The following is a 23,325-nucleotide window of genomic DNA, read 5'->3' on the forward strand; positions in this document are numbered from 1 at the left end:
CAGTCGCAGAGATCCTGGGGAACAAACGCATGAATCGATGACAACAGCCGGGCAGCGACCCCCAGGCAGGACTCCGGCGAACCTGGGTACCCGGTACAGCAGCCCGGCCACCGAGCGGCAGTCGTCTGAGTGGGCGGCGGGCGGACGTCGCGCGATCGAGTAGGTGTCCTGGGTGTCGCAGCCACGACGGCCTGTCGACGACCGCACGTGACATGCCGGGCCGATCCATGCCGAGGCCCCGCCCGGATCACTCCGGACGGGGCCTCGCTCAGTGGTGTCGGATCAGTGCTGGGTCCGGCGCCGGACGCCCAGCACGGTCAGCCCACCGGCGAGCACCAGGCCCCCGGCGATCGCCGCCCACAGGCCGACGTTCGGAGCACCGGTGGTGGCCAGGTTCCCGGACTGCGCCGGAGCCGTGATCGTGGTGACACCCGGGGCCGGGTCCGGGGTGGTCGGGGTGGTCGGGTCCACCGGGGTCACCGGGTCCACCGGCTCCGGCTCCGGGTCGACCGGGGCGGGCGGGTTCTGGCTCCACTGGGCGAAGTGGGTCACGTCCGCCGAGATCGGGGTGTCCAGCGCCAGGTCCACCGCCTCACCGGTGCCGTCCTGGGTCAGGTTCCACCCGCTCAGCGTGTGGTCGGCCTTGGTCGGTACGGCCGGGATCTGGCGTGCACCCGCGGCCAGCGTGGTCGCGAACACCCGCACCTCCTGGTCGGACGTCCCCGTGTTCGCATTCCGGGTCACCAGGAAGTTGTTCGGCGCCAGCCCCAGGGTCGACCAGTCCACATCCTCGGTCGCCAGCTGCACCGCACCGTTGTTCACCACGGTCCCGGGGGTCGCACCACCGCGCAGCTGACCGTCACCGGTCACCGTGACATCCGCAGGCACCCGCAGCACCGCCGGGTCCGGGATGATCAGCGTCGCCGGGTCGGCGATGTGCAGCGACCCGAAGGTGGCGTTGTTCGATCCATTGCCGACCGCCGAGGACGTCCCGGTGGTGTCGCCGCCGTTGATCGCGGTGATCGTGCCGCCGAGCAGCCGGACGTCCCCGCCGATGCCGCGGTTGCCGCCGCCGATGCCCGCGCCGAGACCCTGGGCGGTCGCGGTGACCGTGGGGTTGCCGGAGATGGTGATCGTGCCGCCGTCGCCGTACGGGCCGCCGCCGATGCCGGCCGCCTGGGAGGTGCTGGTCGCGGTGACGTGCGCGGTGCCGCCGATCTCGATCGTGCCGCCGTTCGCACCGAAGTCGTAGGTGGTGTTCTGGGTGCCGCCGCCGATGCCCGCACCGCGGCGGGTGGTGGCGTCGACGGTCGCGTTGCCGTCGATCCGGATCACACCCGCGTTGCTGCCGCCGAAGTAGCCACCGCCGATCGCGGCGCCGGCCTCACTGGTGGCGCTGACCACCGCGTCGTCGGTGATGGTGATGTTTCCGGAGTCGGTGAAGACCCCGCCGCCGATGCCGGCGCCGTCCTCGGCGATCGCCGTGACATGGGCACTCCCGGAGATGGTGATCGGGCCGGTGCCGAGTGCCGAGACCAGGTACTCGTCGCCGTCGCCGGAGCCGATTGCCGCGCCGAACTGGGCGGCGGTGGCGGTGACATTCGCCTGGCCGCCGATCTGGATCGTGCCGCCGTCGCCCTCGTCGGCGCCACCGATGGCGGCCGCGCCGGACGAGCCGGCGGTGGCGACCACCGTCGCGCGTCCCTCGATCACCAGGGTGGCGCCGGTGCTCTCGATCGCGGGCCGGTTGTCCAGCGGGTCCAGGTGGTTGCCCACCAGCGCGGTCGCGGTGAGCACGCCGGGGGCACCGGTGCTGGTGTCGGTGATCGTCAGGGTCGACCCCGCACCGAGGGTGATCGAGGCCGTGGCCAGATCGTGGCCGTTGAGGTCCAGGACCAGCGACTGCCCGGCCGCCAGATCCAGCCGAGTGATCTGCTCGCCGTTGGTCAGGTCCTGGGCCAGATCGGCGCCCAGCTCGGCCCGACCACCCACGGTGCTCGGGTCAGCGAAGGCGTTGTCGAGCGCGGTGTAGTCATCGGTGGGTGCGGCCAGCGCTGGCAACGCCGCACCGCCGACGACGGCGACGCACGCCGTCAGCAGAATCGCGGAAGCACGGGGGAGGGTACGCATGAAGCCGATGACAGCAGCCGGTTGATGCGCACCGGCAGGGACCGCCCAGCTTCTGGGTATCCGGCCCCGCGAACGTCCTGGTGGGTCAGTGGTGTCTGGGTACCCCACGGCCCGAACCGGCGGGTCTGGGTAGGCGGATCTATGTGCTGGATCCTCACCCGGACGGCCCCCGGGTGGGTGGTGACCCCTGGACGCAGCGGGGCCCCGTCCGGATCAGTCCGGACGGGGCCCTCGGTCAGGGGATCAGTGCTGCTGCGACCGGCGGCGGACGACCAGCACGGTCAGCCCACCGGCGAGCACCAGGCCACCGGCGATCGCGCCCCACAGGGCCAGGTCCGACCCGGTGGTGGCCAGGTTCCCGGATCGGGTCGGGGCGGTGATCGTGGTGACACCCGGAGCCGGAGTGGTCGGCGTGACCGGGGTGGTCGGGGTGGTCGGGTCCTCGGGCTCCTCGACCGGGGCCGGCGGGTTCTGCGACCACTGCGCGAAGTGCGTCACGTCCGCGGTGATCGGGGTGTCCAGCGCCAGGTCCACCGCCTCACCCGTGCCGTCCTGGGTCAGGTTCCACCCGGACAGGGTGTGGTCGGCCTTGGTCGGCTCGGCCGGAACCGCACGCGCACCGGCGGCCAAGGTGGTGGCGAACACCCGCACCTCCTGGTCCGGGGTACCGGTGTTCGCGTGCCGGGTGACCAGGTAGTTGTTCGGCTGCAGCCCCAGGGTCGACCAGTCCACATCCTCGGTGGCCAGCTGGACCGCACCGTTGTTGATCACGGTGCCGGCGGTCGTGCCACCGCGCAGCTCGCCGTCGCCGGTCACGGTCACGTCGGCCGGAATCCGCATGATCGCCGGGTCCGGGATGATCAGGGTTGCCGGGTCGGCGATGTGCAGCGAACCGAACGGGGTCACCGAACGGCCGTTGCCCACCGCGGAGGAGGTGTTCGTGGTGTCGGCGCCGTTGATCGCGGTGATCGTGCCGCCGAGCAGCTGGACGTTGCCGCCGTCGCCCTTCACGCCACCGCCGATGCCCGCAGCCGGGCCGACGGAGGTGGCGACCACGGTCGGGTTGCCGGAGATGGTGATCTCGCCACCATCGCCACCCGCACCGCCACCGATCCCGGCACCGTAGGTCAGGCTGGTCGCGGTGACGTTCGCGTTGTCGGCGATCTCGATGATGCCGCCGTTGCCGCCCTTGTCGGTGGTGTACGACGTGCCACCCCCGATGCCGGCACCGAAGCCACCGGTCGCGGTGACCTTCGCGTTCTTGTCGATCCGGATGGTGCCGGCATTGCTGCCACCCCAGTAGCCACCGCCGATGCCGGGGCCGACGCCGTCCGGGGCCACGGCCGAGCCGGGGTGGGGCTTGGTGCTGGCGTTGACCACGGCGTTGTCGGTGATCGTGATGTCACCGCTGTCCCGGTAGACGCCGCCACCGATCGCCGCTCCGTCGTCGCCGATCGCGGTGACCGTGGCGTTCTCGGCAATGACGATCGGGTCGGTGCTCAGCGGGGTGTCGGTCTCGGGCACACCCCAGGAGCTGCCGATGCCGGTGAAGCCGTCGGCATAGACGTCGGCATAGCCACGAATCGTGATCGTGCCGCTGTCGACCAGGCCGGTGCCGCCGATGGCCGGGGTGCCGTTGAGGCCGGAGTCGGCATGCACCCGTGCCCGGCCCTCGATGATCAGGGCGGCCTCGGCGGTGTCGATCGCGGCGAGCCTGCCCGCCGCCTGGTCGAACACGGGGTCGTTGCTGTCGATCGGGAGGGCGGTGAACGTGCCGGGGGTGCCGGTGCTGGTGTCGGTGATCGTCAACTGCGATCCGGCACCCAGCACAACCGAGCCGGTGTTCAGGTCGTACCCGTTCAGGTCCAGCGTGAGCGTGGAACCGGCCGCCAGGTCGAGCCGGTCGGTGGTGTCGCCGTCGGACAGGTCCTGGGTGAGGTCGGCGTCGAGCTGGACGACACCGTTCACGGACTGCGGGGCATCGAAGATCGCATCGAGCCCGGCGTAATCAACGGCGGGCGCGGCCAACGCGGGCAGCGCACCACCACCCACGACGGCGACGCACGTCGTGAGGAGTACCGCGGAAACACGGGAAACAGAGGACATGCCTGCCATTGGACAGGTCTAGGTGTCACCATTGCGTGGGCCCTTGCGGGCGCCTGAGTGGACCGGCGATCGGGCGCCGGGGCCGAGTTCCGCGCACCTGAGTACCGTGCGGCGGAACCCGGCCACTCTGGGTAGGCGCTCAGGCCAAGGACAGGAACAGCTTCTCCAGCTTCGCCACGTCCAGGGCCGGCTCCTCCCCCGGCGTCTCCGGCCGGGTCAGGCACTGCTTCATCCCGGAGGCGATGATTGCGAACCCGGCCCGGTCCAGCGCCCGGGAGACCGCGGACAGCTGGGTGACCACGTCCTCGCAGTCGTCGCCCTCCTCGATCATCCGGACCACCGCGGCGAGCTGCCCCTGCGCGCGCTTGAGCCGATTGCGGACCTTGGTCATCTCCTGCGGGTCGAGCTCCATCGAGTTCTCCTTCAACGGCAGGTGCACTGCTCGCTCGGCGGCACGTTCGCCATCACCTGGTCGACGTGCTGGCCGCAGCCGGTCCAGGTGACCTTGCCGCAGGTGGCACAACGAGCGGGACTACACATGGGATTCTCCTTCGTTCAGTCGCCGGAGTGGCGACGGGTGAGATCGGGGCGGGCCAGATCCAGGCTGAGCCAGCCACCGGACAGGTTCCGGGCGTCCAGACCGTGCTGGATCAACACCCGGGTGGCGATGTGCGAGCGAACCCCGCTGGCGCAGTGCACGGCGACCGGGCGGCCGGCCGCGGCGGCGCGCACCTGCTCGATCCGCCCGCGCAGCTCGGTGTGCGGGATCAGCAGCGCACCCGGCAGATGCCCACGGTCGTACTCCGCCCGCGAGCGCACGTCCAGCACCAGGCTGTCGGCGAGCACCCGGTCGGCGTCGGCGGCGTGCCACTGCGGCATCGTGCCGTCCAGGACGTTCTGGGCGACGAATCCGAGCATGTTGACCGGGTCCTTCGCCGAGCCGTACGGCGGGGCGTAGGCGAGTTCGAGCTCGGCCAGGTCGTCGGCGGTCATCCCGGCCCGCAGCGCGGTGGCCAGCACGTCGATCCGCTTGTCCACCCCGGCCCGGCCCACCGCCTGCGCCCCGAGCAGCCGGCCGTCCGGGGCGAAACTCGCCACCAGGTGCACCTGCTCGGCGCCCGGGAAGTACCCGGCGTGGTGGCCGCCGTGCACCCGCACCGTCTCGTGCGGGATCCCGGCCCGGTCCAGCGTCGCCGGGCTCGCCCCGGTCACCGCCGCGGTCTGGCCGAACACCCGCACGATCGCGGTGCCGAGCACCGGCGCCTGCGGGGTGGTGCGGTGGCCGAGCATCGACTCGGCCGCGCGGCGACCCTGGCGGTTGGCGGGCCCGGCCAGCGGCACCGGCCCGGTCGCCCCGGTCACCGCCGAGGTCACCTCCACCACGTCCCCGGCCGCCCAGATGTGTGGGTCGGAGGTCCGCTGGTCGCCGTCCACCCGGATCCCGCCCCGGTCGCCGAGTGCCAGCCCGGCGTCCCGCGCCAGGTCGCTCGCCGGCCGCACGCCCACGCTGAGCACCACCAGGTCGGCGGGCAACCGGCTGCCGTCCGACAGTGTCACCACCGTGCCGTCGTCGCCGGTGGTCACCGCCCGGGCGGACAGCCCCAGGTGCAGGGTCACCCCGTGCGCGCGCAGCTCGTCCGCGAGCAGGGGCGCCAGTTCCACGTCCAGCGGCGGCAGCACATGGTCGGCCAGCTCTACCAGCGCGACCTCCACCCCGCGACCGGCCAGCGCCTCCACCGCTTCCAGCCCGATGAACCCGGCGCCGATCACCACCGCCCGGCCGGGCCGCTCGCCGACCCGGGCCAGCAGCGCGTCGACATCCGGCACCGTCCGCAGGGTGTGCACCGCGGGGTCGTCCAGCCCGTCGATCGGCGGGCGCACCGCCACCGCCCCGGGCGCCAGCAGCAGGGCGTCGTAGCCCAGCCGGTACTCCCCGTCCGCGGTAGCGACGGTGACCTCCCGGGCGTCCCGGTCGATCGCGGTGACCCGGCTGCCGGTCCGCACGTCCAGCGCCAGCGCCGCGCGCAGCGACTCCGGGGTGTGCAGCAGCAGGTCCTCGCGCCGCTCGATCTCACCGGACAGGTGGTACGGCAGACCGCAGTTGGCGAAGGAGACGTAGTCGGACTGCTCCAGCACCACGATCTCGGCGTGTTCGTCCAGTCGCCGGGCCCGCGCGGCGGCGCTCATCCCGGCCGCCACCCCGCCGACGATCACCAGGCGTCGTGTGTTGCTCATGCCGGCGACTATACCCCTGGGGGTATCTGGATCCAGCTGTCATCCTGGACACATGACCGGACTCACACTGCCGGACCGCTGGTGGCGACCCGACGACGACGCGGCGCTCCGGGCCGAGCTGAACCGGGAGATCGGTCGCGGCCACCCGTTGCGCCGGCGGATCGACCGGGTCGAGGCGCGGTTCGAGGCGAGCGACGACCTGGTGGTCCGGCTCGACGACGGTGGCTACGCGCTGGTGCACCCGACCTGGTCCGGGCACCGGGAGCGTGCACCGTTCCCGCTGTGCCGACTGCTCGGGGACGCTGGTGCGGCGTCGGCGGCGATCGCCGGGTGGGAGGCGTAATACCTCCGTTCGGCGGTGGTGCTCACTCCCTTCGGCCGTACTGCACCATCCGGCGCCGCGGAGATTGTGGATGTGTTCACAAGCACACCACCCAGGGGAGCCACCATGACCATCCGCCGCACCGCCACCACCACCGTCGCCACCGTCCTCGCCCTCGCCGTCACCGGGGTGTTCGCCGGGGGTGCCGCCCAGGCCGCCGAGTCGCCGGAGATCCCGGCCGTCGCGGTGGACGACCCGGGGATCGCGAGTTCCGTCGCCGAGCCGGGCGCCGGTTCCGCCATCGACTCGAACGCCGCCGCCGAGCCGGACGGCTCGGGTTCCGCCAGGGGGTCGGGAGCCGCCGCTGGTCCGGTCGCCGCCCAGCCGGACGCCGCGCCGCAGGATGCGCTGGTCGCCCCGCTGCCCGAGGACCCGGCCACCGATGGGACCGGCCAGGCGGCGACCAACCCGGCACCGGCCGACGCACCCGAGGCCGATTCCTCCGACGACGCCGCGCCGGTGGACGCCGCACCCGTCGACGACCCGGCCCCGGCCACCGACGAAGCCTCCGCCGCCTCCACCGAGCCCACCGACCCCACCGACGCCGACGTCACCGAGCCCGCCGACGCAGCCGACGTCACCGACCCGGCCACCGACGCCCTCGCCACGCCCGCGAGCGCCGCCACCGCCCTCGCTGCCGCCCCGTCGCTGCGGGCCTCCGCCACCGCCGCCGACATCCCGGCCACCGCCTACGACCACCTGTGGATCGACAACGGCTGCGACTACTGGTACTTCCTGGAGACCGCCGGCGCCGAGTCGGGCCGGGCGTGGGAGGGCTGGTCCGGCCAGCCGCAGATCCACTTCCTGTTCCACGAGATCCAGGACGCCGAGGGCCAGAACCGGATCGTCTACGACCGGGACATCCAGGACTCCTGGTACCACCCGCGCACCGAGTGGGTGGACGACGGCACCGGCACCTGGGTCCCGCAGCCCACCGTCGGCCAGGACATCGACGGCATGCACTGGGAGAACGGCCCGGCGCAGCAGACCGTGGTGTTCAACGGGTACAAGGGTGGCGCCGACGACGCGGCCAAGCGGGCCGACGCCCGGGCGCTGTTCGAGCGGGCCGGCGTCGACTACCGCCCGTTCGCCTACACCGCCGAGCAGCGCGCGTCCCTGCTCGGCTACGGCTACACCGACGAGCAGATCGACGCGATGGAGCGGGACACGAACGACTACCAGGTGACGCGCGCCGCCTACGAGGCGACCCAGTTCGCCGTCTGGTACTTCTCCACCGGCCACGACGTGATGGGCCTGTTCTTCCAGGTCGACGACGCCGGCCACGTCACCCTGACCGACAAGGCGCTGCAGCAGTTCGTGCCGGATAGCTCCGACGGCAGCGACTGGACCCGGAACTGGGGCGAGTACTCCCAGGGCCGGATGGAGACCATGACGACGGCCGCCTGGCTGATCGAGAACGCGCTCGCCACCCACGTGGTCGCCCCGCAGCCCGGCTTCGTAGCGGCGGGTGCCACCACGGACGCCGACGGGTCCACCCGGTACGGCTTCGCGGTCACCCTGGTCGGCGGCGCGGGCACCGTGGACGTCGAGCTGCGCACCGCCGACGGCAGCCCGGTTCCGGCCGGAGTGATCCTGGTCGACGGCCACGGCAACCCGGTCACCACCGTGCACCCCGGTGACCTGGTGTACGTCCGGGTCCCCGCCGGAGTGGACGTGTCCACCCTGCCCGCGTTCCAGGTGTGGGGATCGGCGGTCGGCACCCAGCAGGGCACGCCGGACTACTTCACCGGCGACGACCACAGCCATCGCGGCTACTGGGACGAGGAGACCCAGCAGTGGCTGGAGGGACCGTCCGCGATCCACCACCTGATCGGCCTGGGTTCGCTGGACCAGCCCACCGTCGGCCGGGATTGGATCGCCGTCGACCTGTCCAGCCTGGAGCCCGGCGGCGACGACGACCCCACCGACGACCCGAGCGACGACCCCACCGACGACCCGGGGACCGACCCGGCCACCGACCCCGGCACCGACCCCGCGGTCGGCCCGACCACCGTCGATCCGGCCACCGTCACCCCGGCCGCCGCGGTGGACCCGATCGTCGCCCCGCTGTCCAGCGACATCCCGGCGGCCGCCGACCCGGCCGGCATCGGCACCGTGGCACTGGCCACCACCGGCGGGGAGGCCGGCACCCTGATCGGCGTGTCCTTCCTGCTGGTCGCCGCAGGGGCCACCGGCCTGGTGCTCCGCCGCCGCGCCACCCGCTGAGCGCACCGGTCCACCCGGAGCGTCGCCCGCTCCACCAGGAGGGTCGTCCCACCCGGGACGGCCCTCCTTCGCGGGTGAGGCGGACCGTCCGGCGCCTGGCTACCGTCGTCGGATGCGGATCACCCGCCACGACCTGATCGTCGGTGCCGTGTGCGCCACGGTCGGCCTGATCCTGGTGTGGTTGCGGGCGCTGGAGCGCGTCGGCTGGGCGCCCGTGCCCGCCGAGGCCGCCGCCCAGCTGCTGGCCGCCGCGGCGATCGTCGGCCGCAGGCGCTCCCCGCTGCTCGCCCTCACGGTGTGCGCCGCCACCTCCTTCGTTTCGCCCGCCCCCGCGACCCTGGTGGCGGTGTTCGCGGTCGCCGCCCAGCTCCCGTCCCACCGCCGCGCCGCGCTGGCGACCACCGCCACCGTGCTGGCCGCCTTCCCCGCGCTGGCGGTCAGCTCCGGTGCACCGACCGCCGGCACGATCTGGATCGCCTGCGTCCTGCTGGTCGTCGCCCACCTCGCCGGTCACCTCCAGCGCACCCGCGCGCACGAGGCCGAGCTGCGCGAACAGGCCGCGATCGGCCAGGAGCGCGCCCGGCTGGCCGGCGAGCTGCACGACGCCGTCGCCCAGCGGCTCAGCGACGTGGTGATCCAGGCGAACCTGATCGGCACCAGCACCGCCCAGCCGGAGGTCGCCGCGATGGCCGGCCGGGTCGCCGACAGCGGTCGCACCGCCCTGGCCGAACTGCGCACCCTGATCGGCCTGCTGTCCGCCTCCCCCGCCCCGGCCGCACCCACCGGCCTCGACGCCCTGCTCCAGCGCGCCCGCGACCTCGGCCAACCGGTGCGCGCCGACCTCTCCCCCGGCCTGCGCCTGGACGGCCTCGCCGGGACCACCGCCCTGCGCCTGGTCGCCGAGGCCCTGACCAACGCGGCCCGGCACGCCCCCGGCGCCGCCACCACCCTGCGCCTGGCCGACCGGGACGGCGGCATCCAGGTGCGGGTGACCAACGGCCCCGCCCCGCGACCGGACACCGGCCTGACCGGCGGCGGTCACGGCCTGGACGCCCTCCGCAGGCGGATCGAGCTGCTCGGCGGCACGCTGCACGCAGGACCGCACGAGGGCGGCTGGGAGGTGGACGCATGGATACCGGCACCGGCCAGGTGATCGACGTGCTGGTCGTCGACGACGAGGAACTGCTCCGCTCCGGCATCGCCGCCCTGGTCGCCACCGCCCCCGACCTGCGGGTGATCGGCCAAGCCGCCAACGGCCTGGAAGCCGTCGAACAGGCGACCGCCCTGCACCCGGACGTCGTCCTGCTCGACATGCAGATGCCGGTGATGGACGGCCTGGACGCGATCGACGGCATCCGCACCGCCTGCCCGGATACCACCATCGTCGTCCTGACCAGCTTCCTCACCGACGACTACATCCTGCCCGCGCTCCGGGCCGGCGCCTCCGGCTACCTGCTCAAGGACTCCACCCCGCACGAGCTGCACGACGGCATCCGCGCCGCCGCAGCCGGGACGATCACCCTCTCCCCCGCCGTCGGCCGCCTCCTACTGGCCTCTGCCGGCGGCGACCCCCAGGGCCGACGTGCCGCAGCCCGCCACCGGCTGCGCACGCTCACCCCGCAGGAACGCGCCGTCGCCGCGGCCCTCGCCGGGGGCCTGTCGAACGCCCAGATCGCCGCGGCCCTGTTCCTGGCGCCCACCACGGTCAAGTCCTACGTAGCCAGCGCCATGACCAAAATCGGGGCGGAGAACCGGACCCAGGTCGCGATCCTGGCGCACGAGGCGGGTCTGGACGCCGCCGACTGAACCCACCGGCTTGACGAACGTTCCCACCCACCCACCGGTCACGGTGGTGACTACGTCGGGTCCGTTCACGACGTCTGCTGGGCATGCTCGGCCCCGCCCTGGGCATCGCTCTGCTCGCCGCGACCGACAGCACATCAGCGAGCCTGCTCACGCGGCTGTTCCTGATCGTGTTCACCGCTCCACTGACCGCGGTCGGACTTGGCTGGGCAGTGAGGTGGTCGCTCGCACGACGCTCCTGGCACGACGGGATCGCACCGAAGGGCTCACTCCCGCAGCCGTACGACCTGGCATACGCGGCCCCGATCGCGATCGCCGCGCTGTTCGCTTCCGTGTGACGGCGTAAACCCCCTATGTCGAGCCGACATGGTGACGATCGCGCCGCCCTGCCACACACAAGAGCCCGCCAAAGTTCTGCACGACACCGTCGCACCCTTCTCCTGTCTTCTCTGCGGATCCGCACGCGTGCTGTAGTTCGGCAAGCGCCTGCCTCGGCTGCACCCCCGCAGGACTTAGCGGCCCGGTCGGCCCCGGACGGTGTGCCGCTCGGCGAGGTGCGTTCGAGGCCGAAGGAGTCGGCGGGCACCCCGGTGATGCCCTAGCAACTTCGCCCGCACGAACTGCGCGGCGGCGCGTCCGCCATCACGCATCAGCCGAACGCGCCTCTGAACTCTGCGGTGCCAGTGGGAAGATCCTCTGCAACCGTTATCGCCACAGCCGCGTCCGTTGGCGAGACCATAAGAGCTGTGGTGTCCACGACGCTGGGTCGAGTTGCGTCGGATCCGCGGTCAACGCAGCTGTGGGTCTGGCCACTTTGGGCCTGGGTTCCGCGATCGCTCGCGAGGGAATCGGCCTCGGCGGCACTATGTACAGTGCGTCTCATGTGCAATTGTCGTCGAGAATCGGAGCACGCGTGACGGCCGGGGTGTTCGAACTCGGCGCACTGGCCCACTCGGAGTGCTCATGAGTTCCTCAGGCGGAGGTTTCGTCTGGGTCCTGACGATCCTCCTGGGCGCGCTTCTGGTGAGCGTCTGCACCGGCGGCATCGTGAGGTCGATCTCACCCGTGCCTAGCGAAACGACGCTACGCCGGGTATCGGATGCGACATGGTGGGTGGCCCCGGCACTCGTCACCATAGGTGGTCTCATCTCAGCGTGGACCGTCCGCGCGGCCCCGCTTGTAGCGCTGGGCGTGGGTACCCTCGCTGTGCTCGCAGCGGCGCTGTGCTACCAATGGCGACCCAAGCGGGCTGATGCGCTCTGGGTGCCCGGTTGGCTATTGCGACTGCGTGCGACTGTCCGGGTGCCGATCCGCGACTCGGCTGCGTGGCGACGGCAGTTGACTTCCCTAGGCGTCGGGATCTGCGTGCTGGTGGTCTCTGCAGCCCTCGGGTGAGAGCGCTGTAGGATCTGGCGGCTCGACAAACCCGGCGCCCGGACCAGCCAGGCCACGGTCGCCGAGCCGCGACCTACGACGCTTCCCGGATCACCGCGGGGCGCGAATGGGCATTGTGGGATGCACTGGGCAATGTGAACATGAAAACAATTCACCCGACACGATTCCCCGGTAGTTGCGCAGAAAAGTGACCACATGAGCCTGGACCTGCGGACCGCCGTCTCGCTGGCATTCTTCATCTTTGCCGTACTGGTTTCCATGGTGACAACGGGGGCGGTTGTAGTCCCCGCCCGAGCTGCAACCTCCGTGCGCGAGCGCAGATGGCGATGGGCCCCTGCCGTTGCGCTCGTCGCCGCATGCTTGGCCATGACACTTCTGCCGTGGTGGCCGAGCAAGTTAGTATGCGGTCTTGCCGCAGTCCTGTCCCTGATCGCACACTGGACCCGACCAAAGCCAGGAATAGAGTCACCCCAGCGAGCGCGGCGCGCCGCCGCCAACAATGACATGCGATCAGCGGCCCGACTGATACTCCTGGCCGCATCGATAGTCATTCTGGGACTTGGAGTGTTCTGGGCTTTCACGAATACTGCGAGATAGCCAAAGTTCTACGACGTTCGCAGGGTGCCGCGGCCAAGAGCGCCGCAGGTACGCTCACGCGGATGACCGGCTCTGCCGCGCGCGCCCCCGAGCAGACAGTGACAACTAACCTTGCCTGCTCGAGAGATGAGCGTTCGACGCTGCGGACAAAAACAGCCGCAGCCGCGGCTTCAGGTACGCTCCAGCGAACGCCGGGCTCTGCTGCGCGTGCCGCTGCGGACAGGACATCACTGGTAGCAGACGCCTGGTCCGCGCTGCAGATGGGCGGGGAGGTGCTCTGTGGCACTGGCGCAGCGCACTAAGTACCGACCCATCAGCGAGAGCCCGTTGACGCTGGCGATCATGTCGACGCTTCTGACCATCTTCTACCGTGCTCTCCGCCGCGGCGAGGGTGGCTCAGGCAAGCAGACAGCTATCGCCGTGATCGACCGGGCTTGGGGGCCATCACCCGACCCGGACGTGCGTGAGAGCATGGCCGTGGCTCTCTCCCAGTTCCTCACGTTCGCGGGGGCCGCTCTCGGTACCGCGGTCGGCCTGCCGTGCATCGCACTCGCAGCTGCCGTCGACCACGCTCTGGGCGTGCGTCTTCTCGCCCTAGCGCTGAGCGTGAGCGCACTGCCGCTCCTTGGGCTGTCCCTCGTCTGGGCTCTCCGAGCGGTCCGCGGGACCCGATCGATCCGGGCGTGGCGCCGGGCAGAGACAGGCCCGTTCGTCCCCGATCCGGCCTCGCAGCCCAGGGACATCGATCTCGCGCTCGCCGCGATCCCATGGGCAGCCCTATCGGCACTGATCTGGGCGATCGTTCTGTAGGACGATGGCTCCGAGCCAACCCGCGCCCCACAGACGAAGAACGTCGATCCCTCACGCACGAGACCGACTGATCTGACCCCGCCACGCCCGATCGTGGCCGTCTCCACCCGGCTCACGACAAGCCCCGCGGCATGGCCCTGCGCATGCGACTCACCACCGGTGACATCCCCCGCCGCAACAGCCCGGCTAGACGCACAGGCGGGCGACCCCACCCACACGAACTCAACAGCACCACTCGCACAACCCGCTGACCCACCCGGTCAGCGGGCACCGTGGCGTGCACCCACGAGCCCCTCGAGCGCCCCTGGCCGGCGACTCCAGCACACCAACGTGCTGACGAAACCGCAGGTCACACCGCAGAAACAGAAAACCCCCGGCCGGATCACTCCGACCAGGGGTTACCTGAACAACTTCGGCCGTCCTAGACGAACAACCCACTGTGCGCGAGGGGGGATTTGAACCCCCACGCCCTTTCGGACACTGGCACCTGAAGCCAGCGCGTCTGCCGTTCCGCCACTCGCGCGCTGGAGAACATTAACACGATCCGGGGGTGCCCTTGCACATCGCCCCCGAGCGGCCCGAACCACCCTCCCGGAACGTCCGCGACCACGCGACCTCCACATCCGTGCACGAGACCGCCCCGCGCGCCGCCGGTCCGATGACGCGATCCGGAGCGTCCCGTCGCTACCATCTACCGAGACTGTCGCCGTGCGCGCTCTGCGGACGGCGTGACCGGACGATCAGCCGTGCTCGGCGAGAGAGGTGGTGCACATGGGCATCCTCGACCGGTTCGAACACGGGGTCGAGCGCGTCGTGAACACGGCCTTCGCCAAGGCGTTCCGCAGTGAGGTGAAGCCGGTCGAGCTGGCCAGCGCGTTGCGGCGGGAGGTCGACGACCGTGCGGCGGTGGTGGGCCGGGACCGCACCGTGGTGCCGAACGAGTTCATCGTGGAGCTGTCGCCGGGCGACTACGACCAGGTCGAGGCGTGGGGTGCGGAGGCGCTGGCGGACGAGCTGGCGGCGAATGTCACCGAGCACGCCACCGGTCAGCGCTATGCCTTCGTGGGACCGGTGACGGTCGCCTTCCACGAGTACGAGGATCTGGAGACCGGCCGGTTCCGGGTGAAGTCGGCGACCGTGCGGGGTGCGGCAGCCCCGGCGACGACGGCAGCGCCCAGTCCCCGGCACCCGCTGATCGACATCGACGGGCAGCGGTATCTGCTGACCGGGCCGGTGACCGTGATCGGCCGCGGCTCGGAGGCGGACATCGTGGTGGACGACCCGGGGGTCTCCCGCCGCCACCTGGAGATCCGGGTGACGCCGCAGGGTGTGGTCGCCTCGGACCTGGGTTCCACCAATGGTTTGTACGTGGAGGGGCACCAGGTTCCGGCCGCCACCCTCCTGGACGGGAACACTCTGACGATCGGCCGGACCCGCATCATGTTCTGGACCGGCGACGGCGACGGCGAACAGGAGCCGGGCGAGTGAACGGCACTCATGAGTGAACTGACGGTCACCCTGCTGCGCCTGGGGTACCTGGTCCTGCTCTGGGCCCTCGTGCTCTCCGCCATCGGGGTGCTGCGCCGTGACCTGTACGGCACCCGGATCACCAATCGCCGGCGCGCAGGCGCCACCACCCAGGCCAATGCGAACGCCGCACCGGCCCCCACCCCGGCCGCGGCACCGAAGCCGGCCCGCAGCGGTGGCCGCCGTTCCGGTCCGACCCGGCTGGTGGTGACCGAGGGCCCGCTGCGCGGGACGACCCTGCCGCTGGGCAGCTCCGCGGTGCTGATCGGCCGCGCCCCTTCCTGCACCCTGGTGCTGGACGACGACTACTCCTCCTCCCAGCACGCGCGGATCTTCCACCAGGACGACCGCTGGTACGTGGAGGACCTGGGTTCCACCAACGGCACCTTCGTCGACGACCGCAAGGTCTCCGGCACGGTGGAGGTCCGCCCCGGCACGCCGATCCGGATCGGCCAGAGCGTCATCGAGCTGCAGGGGTAGCGCGATGAGCATCGCGCTGCGGTACGCCGCCCGCTCCGACGTGGGGCTGGTCCGGTCCAACAACCAGGACTCCGCCTATGCCGGGCCCCACCTGCTGGTGGTCGCCGACGGGATGGGCGGTCACGCCGGCGGCGATGTGGCGTCCTCGGTCGCGATCGCGGCGCTGGCCCCGCTGGACGGGGAGTCGCACGGCCCGGACGACGCGCTGGACGAGCTGGAGCGCGCGCTGGACAGTGCCCGGGACGAGATCATCTCGCTGTCCCAGGAGCATCCCGAGCTGGCCGGGATGGGCACCACGGTGACCGCGATCCTGCGCTCGGGCAACAAGCTCGCCATGGTGCACCTGGGCGACTCGCGCGGGTACCTGCTGCGCGACGGGGTGCTGACCCAGGTCACCTCCGACCACACCTTCGTCCAGCACCTGGTGAACACCGGCAAGATCACCCCGGAGGAGGCCGAGCACCACCCGCAGCGGTCGGTGGTGATGCGGGTGCTCGGCGACTTCGACTCGGACATCGCCCCGGACCTGTCGGTGCGGGAGGCGCGCTCCGGCGACCGCTGGCTGCTGTGCTCCGACGGGCTGTCCGGCTTCGTCAGCGGGGACACGATCGCCCGCACCCTGCACGAGATCCAGGACGTCGACACCTGTGCCGAGCGGCTGGTCCAGCTCGCGCTGCGCGCCGGCGGCGGGGACAACGTCACGGTCGTGGTGGCGGACGTGGTCGAGCTGGACACGCTGCCGGACGGCGCGGGTCCGACCACCAACGCGGTGGTGGTCGGGTCGGCCGCCACCACCCGCAACATGCCCACCGCGGCCTCGGACGGCCCGGCCGCCCGTGCCGCCGAGCTGTCCCGGCAGGCGAACACCCCGACCGGTGGGGTGCCGGTGGTGACCCCGGAGATCGAGGACGAGGACACCGACGACGACGAGCGCCGGGCCCGCCGGCGCCGCCGGACCCGCGGCTGGGTGATCGCCCTGGTCGCGCTGATCGTGCTGGCCGGGGCCGGGTTCGGCTTCTACCGGTGGACCCAGACCCAGTTCTACGTCGGCGAGTCCGACGGCCGGGTGGCGATCTACCAGGGCATCCCGCAGACGCTCGGACCGATCACGTTCTCCGACGTGGTCGAGGTCAGCGAGCTCGACCTGGACGACCTGCCGCAGTACGTCCAGCAGCGGGTGGAGCAGACCATCCACACCGGTTCCCTCGCCCAGGCCCGTGAGCGCGTGCTCGCGCTGGCCGAGGAGGCCGGTCCAGAGCCGTCGCCGAGCCCGTCCCCCTCCCCCAGCGTGACCCGCTCCGCCACCGACAGCACCGACCAGCAGACGGCAGGCACCTGATGGCCACCGTCCAGGCGCACCGGGTGCGCGCCGGGCGGGGCACCGAACTCGGTCTGCTCCTGCTCGCCCTGATCATCGCCATCGCGTCCTACGCCCTGGTCGGCCTCGGCGCGACCGACGAGCTGCCCGCCGATGTGCTCGGCTACGGCGCCGGGATGACCGGTCTGGCCCTGCTGGTGCACCTGGTGGTCCGCTGGCGGGCGCCCTACGCCGACCCGGTGATCGTGCCGGTGGTGGTCGCGCTGAACGGCATCGGCCTGGCGATGATCTACCGGATCGACCTGGCCCGTGAGGTGCGCGGGCTGACCAACATGTTCGCCTCCAAGCAGCTGGCCTGGTCGGCGATCTCCGTGGTGCTGGCCTGTGTGGTGCTGATCCTGCTGCGCGACCACCGCACGCTGCGCCGGTACACCTACACCGCGATGGTCGCCGGTCTCGCGCTGGTCGCGCTGCCGCTGGTCCCCGGGATCGGCACCGAGATCAACGGGGCGCGGATCTGGGTCCGGGCGCTCGGTTTCTCCCTGCAGCCGGCCGAGCTGGCCAAGATCGCGCTGGCCATCTTCTTCGCCGGGTACCTGGTGACGCACCGGGACACCCTGGCGCTGGCCGGTCCCAAGATCCTCGGCCTGCAACTGCCGCGGCTGCGTGACCTGGGCCCGATCCTGGTGGTCTGGGGCGCGTCGATCGCGGTGCTGGTGCTCGAACGCGACCTGGGTACCTCGCTGCTGCTGTTCGGCCTGTTCGTGGCGATGCTCTACGTCGCCACCGAGCGGCTGAGCTGGATCATCATCGGCCTGCTGCTGTTCGCCGGTGGGGTGGCGATCGCCGCGAGCACCTTCGGGCACGTCGCCGCGCGGTTCGACGTCTGGCTGCACGCACTGGACAGCGACATCTTCAACCGGTCGCCGGGTGGTTCGGGCCAGCTGGTCCGCGGGCTGTTCGGGCTGGCCAGCGGTGGGCTGTTCGGCACCGGCTGGGGTCAGGGCCGGCCGGATCTGGTGCCGTTCGCCGAGTCCGACTTCATCGTCGCCTCCCTCGGCGAGGAACTGGGCCTGACCGGGGTGATGGCGATCCTGGCGCTGTACCTGGTGCTCTGCCAGCGCGGCATGCGCACCGCGATCGGCGTCCGGGACGGCTTCGGCAAGCTGCTGGCCGCCGGGCTGGCGTTCGTGATCGCGTTCCAGTGCTTCGTCGTGGTCGGCGGCATCACCCGGATCATCCCGCTGACCGGCCTGACCACCCCGTTCCTGGCCTACGGCGGTTCCTCCCTGCTGGCCAACTGGATCGTGGTGGCGCTGCTGCTGCGGATCTCCGACGACGCCCGCCGCCCGGCCCCGGTGATCACCGGCGAGCTGATCGCCACCCCCGCCGGCGGGCTGAACATCGGGATGGCCCCGGCCCGGGCGCTGGCCGACGCCACGCCGGTCGCCCCCACCGACGACCAGCCGACCCAGGCCCTGCGCCGTACCGACGGAGGTGACCGGTGAACACCGCCCTGCGCCGCCTGGCCACCATCACGATGGTGATGTTCCTGGTCCTGCTCTGCGGCACCACCTACGTGCAGTTCGTGCAGGCGTCCTCGCTGAACAACGACCCGCGCAACGTCCGCACCCTGTACCGGGAGTACGGCAAGCCGCGTGGCCCGATCATCGTCGACGGCCAGGTGATCGCCGAGTCCACCCCGGTCGACGACCCCTACGGCTACCAGCGGACCTACCTGCAGCCGGAGCTGTACTCGACGGTCACCGGCTTCTACTCGGTGGTCAACGGCGGCTCCGGCCTGGAGCGCGCGGCCAACGACCTGCTGACCGGTTCCGCGGATTCGCTGTTCTGGCAGCGGGTGCAGGACCTGGTCACCGGCCGCCAGCCGCAGGGTTCCTCGGTGGAGCTGACCCTGGACCCGGCCGCCCAGCAGGCCGCCGTCGACGCGCTCGGCGGCCAGCAGGGCGCGGTGGTCGCACTGGAGCCGTCCACCGGCAAGATCCTGGCGATGGTGTCCACTCCGGGCTTCGACCCGAACGCGCTGGCCACCCACGACACCGCCGCGGCCAACACCGCCTACCAGGACCTGCTGAACGCCGACGGCAACCCGCTGCGCAACAAGACCATCCAGGAGAACTACCCGCCCGGGTCGACGTTCAAGCTGGTCACGGCGGCGGCCGCCCTGGAGTCCGGTGACTACACCCCGGAGTCCGTGCTGTCCGCGCCGACGCAGTACACCCTGCCGGGCACCCGGACCACGCTGCCCAACTTCGGCGGCGGCTCCTGCGGGGCGAACGACCAGACCACCCTGGCGAACGCGCTGCGGATCAGCTGCAACACCGCCTTCGCCTCGCTGGGCGTCGACCTCGGTGACGACGCGATCCGGGAGCAGGCCGAGAAGTTCGGCTTCGGCGACGACTCGCTGTCGGTCCCGATGCCGGTCGCCACCTCGACCTACCCGGAGGACCCGAACGCCGCGCAGACCGCGCTGACCGCGATCGGCCAGGAGTCGGTGCGCTCGACCCCGTTGCAGATGGCGATGGTCGCCTCCGCGATCGCGAACGACGGCGAGCTGATGACGCCGTACCTGATCGACACCGTGCGCACCGCCGACCTGGACGTGATCAGCCAGACCGAGCCGAGCCGGTACTCCCAGGCGGTCTCCGAGCAGACCGCCCAGCAGCTGACCGACATGATGCTCGGCGTCGTGCAGTCCGGCTCCGGCACCGCCGCGCAGATCAGCGGCGTCCAGGTGGCCGGCAAGAGCGGCACCGCGCAGACCGGCATCGAGGGCCAGTCCCCGCACGCCTGGTTCACCGCCTTCGCCCCGGCCGACGACCCGCAGGTCGCGGTCGCCGTGATCGTGCTGAACGGTGGCGACACCGGCTCGGAGGCCACCGGCGGCCGGGTCGCCGCGCCGATCGCCCGCGCGGTGATGGAGGCGGTGATCAACCAGTGAGGCCGGACACCGGGGTCGTGCTGGGCGGCCGCTACCGCCTGACCCGCCGGATCGCGGTCGGCGGGATGGGTGAGGTCTGGGTCGCGCACGACGAGGCGCTGGCCCGGGACGTCGCGGTCAAGGTGCTGCGCGAGGAGTTCGCCGGGGATGCCGGCTTCCTGGCCCGGTTCCGCACCGAGGCACGCAATGCCGGATCGCTGTCCCACCCGGGCATCGCCGCGCTCTACGACTACGGCGAGCAGCAGGGCAGCGCGTTCCTGGCGATGGAGTTGATCGTCGGCGACCCGATGAGCGACCTGCTGGACGCCGAACCGGTGATGGCGCCGCGCAAGCTGCTGCCGATCCTGTCCCAGGCCGCCCGCGCGCTGCACGTCGCGCACCAGGCCGGTGTGGTGCACCGGGACGTCAAGCCCGGCAACATCATGATCACGCCCACCGGCAAGGTGAAGCTGACCGACTTCGGCGTCTCGATGGCCAGCAACCAGGTGCCGATGACCGCCACCGGCATGGTGATGGGCACCGCGCAGTACCTGTCCCCCGAGCAGGCGGTGGGTGGCCCGGCCAGCGCCGCCTCCGACATGTACGCGCTCGGGATCATCGCCTACGAGGCCACCGCCGGGAAGCGCCCGTTCACCGGTGCCACCGCGGTCGACATCGCGGTCGCGCACGTGAACCAGGCGGTCCCGCCGCTGCCCGCGCACGTCGACCCGGCGCTCGCCCGGCTGATCATGCGGCTGCTGGCCAAGGACCCGGTCGAGCGCCCCGGCACCGCCGAGGAACTGGCCGACCTGCTGGACGCCCTGGTCCCCCGCACCCCGGCCTCCGGCACCCCGTCGATCGCCCCGCCACCTGCCGTGCGGCCCGCATCGATCCCGGTCGGCGGCCGCACCCGTGGCGGCGCACACCGGCGGCCGTCGGCGGACGGGGCGACCCGGGTCCGCGGCCAGGCCGAGGCACCCGACTCCCGGCCGGCGCACCAGACGCCGCCGCCGGCCTTCGACCCCCGCACCGGGCGACCGGTGGGTGGCCGCACCCCGGCGCGGCCCAGTGCCCCGGCCCGGGCGCACGCCCGCACCGGCCGGCGACTGGACCGGATGCAGGTCCGCTGGCCGCTGCTGGCGCTGGCGGTGCTGGTGGTGGCGCTGCTCGGCGCCGCGCTGGCCGACCGGATCATCGGCTCGGCCGACCCGTTCGGCGTCGATCACGATCCGGGCACGACGAGTGTGGGCCGCATCGTGGCGGCAGTGGACAATGACATGATGCGCGAGCGTGCGACCGGAGTGGATCCGGACGCCCTGACGACGACAGTGAAGGACGCCTAGTGGTGGACGACGGATCCCGGATCCTCGCCGGACGGTACGAGGTCGGCGAGCTCATCGGCCGCGGCGGCATGGCCGAGGTGCACATCGGGCACGACACCCGGCTGGGCCGCACCGTGGCGATCAAGATCCTGCGCTCCGACCTGGCACGCGACCCGTCGTTCCTGGCGCGGTTCCGCCGGGAGGCGCAGGCGGCCGCGGCACTGAACCACCCGGCGATCGTCGCGGTCTACGACACCGGCGAGGACACCTTCACCGACCCGACCGGCGCCGTCTCGCACGTGCCGTTCATCGTGATGGAGTACGTCGAGGGCCACACCGTCCGCGACATCCTCCGGGACGGTCAGGCCGTGCCGATCGAGGAGGCGATCGAGATCACCTCCGGCGTGCTGTCCGCGCTGGAGTACTCGCACCACGCCGGCATCGTGCACCGCGACATCAAGCCCGCGAACGTGATGCTGACCCCGACCGGTGCGGTCAAGGTGATGGACTTCGGCATCGCCCGTGCGGTGGCCGACTCGGCCGCCACCATGACCCAGACCCAGGCGGTGATCGGCACCGCGCAGTACCTGTCGCCCGAGCAGGCCCGCGGCGAGACCGTCGATGCCCGCTCCGACCTGTACTCCGCCGGCTGCCTGCTGTTCGAGCTGCTGACCGGCCGACCGCCGTTCATCGGCGACTCGCCGGTCGCGGTGGCCTACCAGCACGTCCGGGAGATCGCCCCGGCGCCCAGCTCGATCGCCTCCGACGTGCCCGAGGTGCTGGACCGGATCTGCGCCAAGGCGCTCGCCAAGGAGCGCGACCACCGCTACGCCTCGGCCGCCGAGTTCCGTGCCGACCTGGAGGCCGCCGCCCGCGGTGGGCACGTCGCCGCCCCGGCACTGGCCGCCGCCGGCCTGGCCGCCGCCACCCAGGTGATGTCCCCACAGACCGCCGAGGCGACCCAGGTGATGCCCGGCACCGCCCCCGCCTGGGCGCCGACCGCGATCGAGCCGACGGGCCCGGACGCCGACGCGGAGGACGAGGAGGAGGGCAAGTCCAAGAAGTGGCTCTGGATCACCCTCAGCATCGTCGGCGTGCTGGCGGTCGCCGGGCTGATCTGGGTGCTGCTGCAGGGCAACGAGTCCGACCAGCCGCCACAGGTCACCATCCCCGCGGTCGCCGGGGAGGCCGAGGCCGACGCCACCACCGAGCTGCAGGACCTCAATCTGGAGGTCCGCCGGGTGGACGAGCCCTCCGCCACGGTCGCCGCCGGCATGGTCACCAGGACCGACCCGGCCGAGGGCACCTCGGTGGACGAGGGCTCGACCGTCTCGCTGTACGTCTCCACCGGCCCCGACTCCGCCTCGGTGCCCGACGTCACCGGGATGAGCCAGGAGCAGGCACGTGACCAGCTGGAGGCCGCCGGCTTCCAGGTCGGCAACGTGACCTCCGAGAACAGTCCCGACCAGCCCGCCGACCGGGTCTTGCGCACCGAGCCCGCCAAGGGCCAGGCCGTCGATGCCGGGTCCGAGATCACCCTGGTGGTCTCCACCGGCCAGGTCGACCTGCCGAATCTGGTCGGCCAGGCCCAGGCGGACGCCCAGGCCACCCTGAGCGGTCTCAAGCTCTCCGCGGTGATCCAGACGCAGGAGACTGCCGATGCGGAACCCGGCACCGTGATCAACCAGGACCGCGCCGCCGGGCCGGTGCCGCAGGGGTCGACGATCACGCTGACCGTCGCCGCCGCGCCCACCACGGTGACCATCCCGGACGGCATCGTCGGGATGAGCTCGGAAGAGGCGACGTCAGCGCTGCAGGACCTCGGGCTGACCGTCCGCACCGACGGCGCCCAGTCCGAGACCGTGCCGGAGGGCGACGTGATGTCGGTGCAGCCGTCGGCCGGTAGCTCGGTCCCGATCGGCAGCACGGTGACGATCACGGTGTCCGAGGGGGCGCCGACCAGCAACAACAGCGGCGGTGGCGGGAACGGCAACAACGCCGGAGGCAACTGACCCGGACGCGACAGGACCCCGGCACCTGAGGGTGCCGGGGT

At 71.9% G+C, this 23,325-nt stretch carries 17 protein-coding genes and 1 tRNA gene; 13 read left to right on the forward strand and 5 right to left on the reverse strand.

Features of this window, described 5'->3' with window-relative positions:
* Positions 1-282 precede the first annotated feature (282 nt).
* The 4 genes from HGA03_RS16450 to HGA03_RS16465 form a co-directional block, all read right to left on the reverse strand.
* Positions 283-2,130: an InlB B-repeat-containing protein gene (locus HGA03_RS16450; RefSeq protein ID WP_168631387.1), complete on the reverse strand. Its 1,848-nt coding sequence runs from the start codon at positions 2,128-2,130 to the stop codon at positions 283-285.
* A gap of 243 nt (positions 2,131-2,373) precedes the next feature.
* Positions 2,374-4,158: an InlB B-repeat-containing protein gene (locus HGA03_RS16455; RefSeq protein ID WP_168631388.1), complete on the reverse strand. Its 1,785-nt coding sequence runs from the start codon at positions 4,156-4,158 to the stop codon at positions 2,374-2,376.
* 217 nt (positions 4,159-4,375) lie between these two features.
* The gene (locus HGA03_RS16460) at positions 4,376-4,648 is read right to left on the reverse strand and encodes a metal-sensitive transcriptional regulator (protein ID WP_168631389.1); all 273 of its coding nucleotides are present in this window, start codon (positions 4,646-4,648) and stop codon (positions 4,376-4,378) included.
* Between the two features lie 143 nt (positions 4,649-4,791).
* A complete protein-coding gene (locus HGA03_RS16465) occupies positions 4,792-6,471 on the reverse strand; it encodes an FAD-dependent oxidoreductase (RefSeq protein ID WP_168631390.1) in 1,680 nt (559 codons plus the stop codon).
* A gap of 52 nt (positions 6,472-6,523) precedes the next feature.
* Between HGA03_RS16465 and HGA03_RS16470 the strand changes: the two genes are divergently transcribed.
* From HGA03_RS16470 to HGA03_RS16495, 6 genes are all read left to right on the forward strand, one after another.
* Positions 6,524-6,814 carry a hypothetical protein gene (locus HGA03_RS16470; RefSeq protein WP_168631391.1) on the forward strand — a complete coding sequence of 97 codons (291 nt, stop codon included), beginning with the start codon at positions 6,524-6,526 and terminating at the stop codon, positions 6,812-6,814.
* Positions 6,815-6,919: 105 nt separating this feature from the next.
* Entirely contained in the window at positions 6,920-9,079 is a 2,160-nt protein-coding gene (locus HGA03_RS19475; RefSeq protein ID WP_168631392.1) for a hypothetical protein, read from the forward strand.
* 112 nt (positions 9,080-9,191) lie between these two features.
* A complete protein-coding gene (locus HGA03_RS16480) occupies positions 9,192-10,232 on the forward strand; it encodes a sensor histidine kinase (RefSeq protein WP_168631393.1) in 1,041 nt (346 codons plus the stop codon).
* Positions 10,208-10,885, forward strand: coding sequence for a response regulator (locus tag HGA03_RS16485; RefSeq protein WP_168631394.1), 678 nt, complete (start codon positions 10,208-10,210; stop codon positions 10,883-10,885). The genes HGA03_RS16480 and HGA03_RS16485 overlap by 25 nt, the downstream gene beginning before the upstream one ends.
* Positions 10,886-10,968: 83 nt before the next feature.
* Positions 10,969-11,220: a hypothetical protein gene (locus HGA03_RS16490; protein ID WP_168631395.1), complete on the forward strand. Its 252-nt coding sequence runs from the start codon at positions 10,969-10,971 to the stop codon at positions 11,218-11,220.
* Between the two features lie 1,996 nt (positions 11,221-13,216).
* Positions 13,217-13,684, forward strand: coding sequence for a hypothetical protein (locus tag HGA03_RS16495; RefSeq protein ID WP_168631396.1), 468 nt, complete (start codon positions 13,217-13,219; stop codon positions 13,682-13,684).
* Between the two features lie 440 nt (positions 13,685-14,124).
* Here the strand turns inward: HGA03_RS16495 and HGA03_RS16500 are convergent.
* Positions 14,125-14,207, reverse strand: a tRNA-Leu gene (locus tag HGA03_RS16500).
* Between the two features lie 248 nt (positions 14,208-14,455).
* Here HGA03_RS16500 and HGA03_RS16505 point away from each other — a divergent pair.
* The 7 genes from HGA03_RS16505 to pknB are packed head-to-tail and all read left to right on the forward strand — an operon-like array spanning position 14,456 to position 23,284.
* Positions 14,456-15,172 carry an FHA domain-containing protein gene (locus HGA03_RS16505; RefSeq protein WP_168631397.1) on the forward strand — a complete coding sequence of 239 codons (717 nt, stop codon included), beginning with the start codon at positions 14,456-14,458 and terminating at the stop codon, positions 15,170-15,172.
* A 9-nt stretch (positions 15,173-15,181) separates the two neighbouring features.
* Positions 15,182-15,691, forward strand: a complete 510-nt coding sequence (locus HGA03_RS16510) for an FHA domain-containing protein FhaB/FipA (RefSeq protein WP_168631398.1) — start codon at positions 15,182-15,184, stop codon at positions 15,689-15,691.
* A gap of 4 nt (positions 15,692-15,695) precedes the next feature.
* Positions 15,696-17,030 carry a Stp1/IreP family PP2C-type Ser/Thr phosphatase gene (locus HGA03_RS16515; RefSeq protein WP_168631399.1) on the forward strand — a complete coding sequence of 445 codons (1,335 nt, stop codon included), beginning with the start codon at positions 15,696-15,698 and terminating at the stop codon, positions 17,028-17,030.
* The gene (locus HGA03_RS16520) at positions 17,030-18,517 is read left to right on the forward strand and encodes an FtsW/RodA/SpoVE family cell cycle protein (RefSeq protein ID WP_168631400.1); all 1,488 of its coding nucleotides are present in this window, start codon (positions 17,030-17,032) and stop codon (positions 18,515-18,517) included. Before HGA03_RS16515 ends, HGA03_RS16520 begins: the two co-directional genes overlap by 1 nt.
* Positions 18,514-19,971 carry a peptidoglycan D,D-transpeptidase FtsI family protein gene (locus HGA03_RS16525; RefSeq protein ID WP_168631401.1) on the forward strand — a complete coding sequence of 486 codons (1,458 nt, stop codon included), beginning with the start codon at positions 18,514-18,516 and terminating at the stop codon, positions 19,969-19,971. Before HGA03_RS16520 ends, HGA03_RS16525 begins: the two co-directional genes overlap by 4 nt.
* Positions 19,968-21,293, forward strand: a complete 1,326-nt coding sequence (locus tag HGA03_RS16530) for a serine/threonine-protein kinase (RefSeq protein WP_168631402.1) — start codon at positions 19,968-19,970, stop codon at positions 21,291-21,293. Before HGA03_RS16525 ends, HGA03_RS16530 begins: the two co-directional genes overlap by 4 nt.
* Entirely contained in the window at positions 21,293-23,284 is a 1,992-nt protein-coding gene (gene pknB / locus HGA03_RS16535) for a Stk1 family PASTA domain-containing Ser/Thr kinase (protein WP_168631403.1), read from the forward strand. Before HGA03_RS16530 ends, pknB begins: the two co-directional genes overlap by 1 nt.
* Positions 23,285-23,325 lie beyond the last annotated feature (41 nt).

This window comes from Cellulomonas denverensis, from assembly GCF_012396125.1.
Classification (GTDB): domain Bacteria; phylum Actinomycetota; class Actinomycetes; order Actinomycetales; family Cellulomonadaceae; genus Cellulomonas; species Cellulomonas denverensis.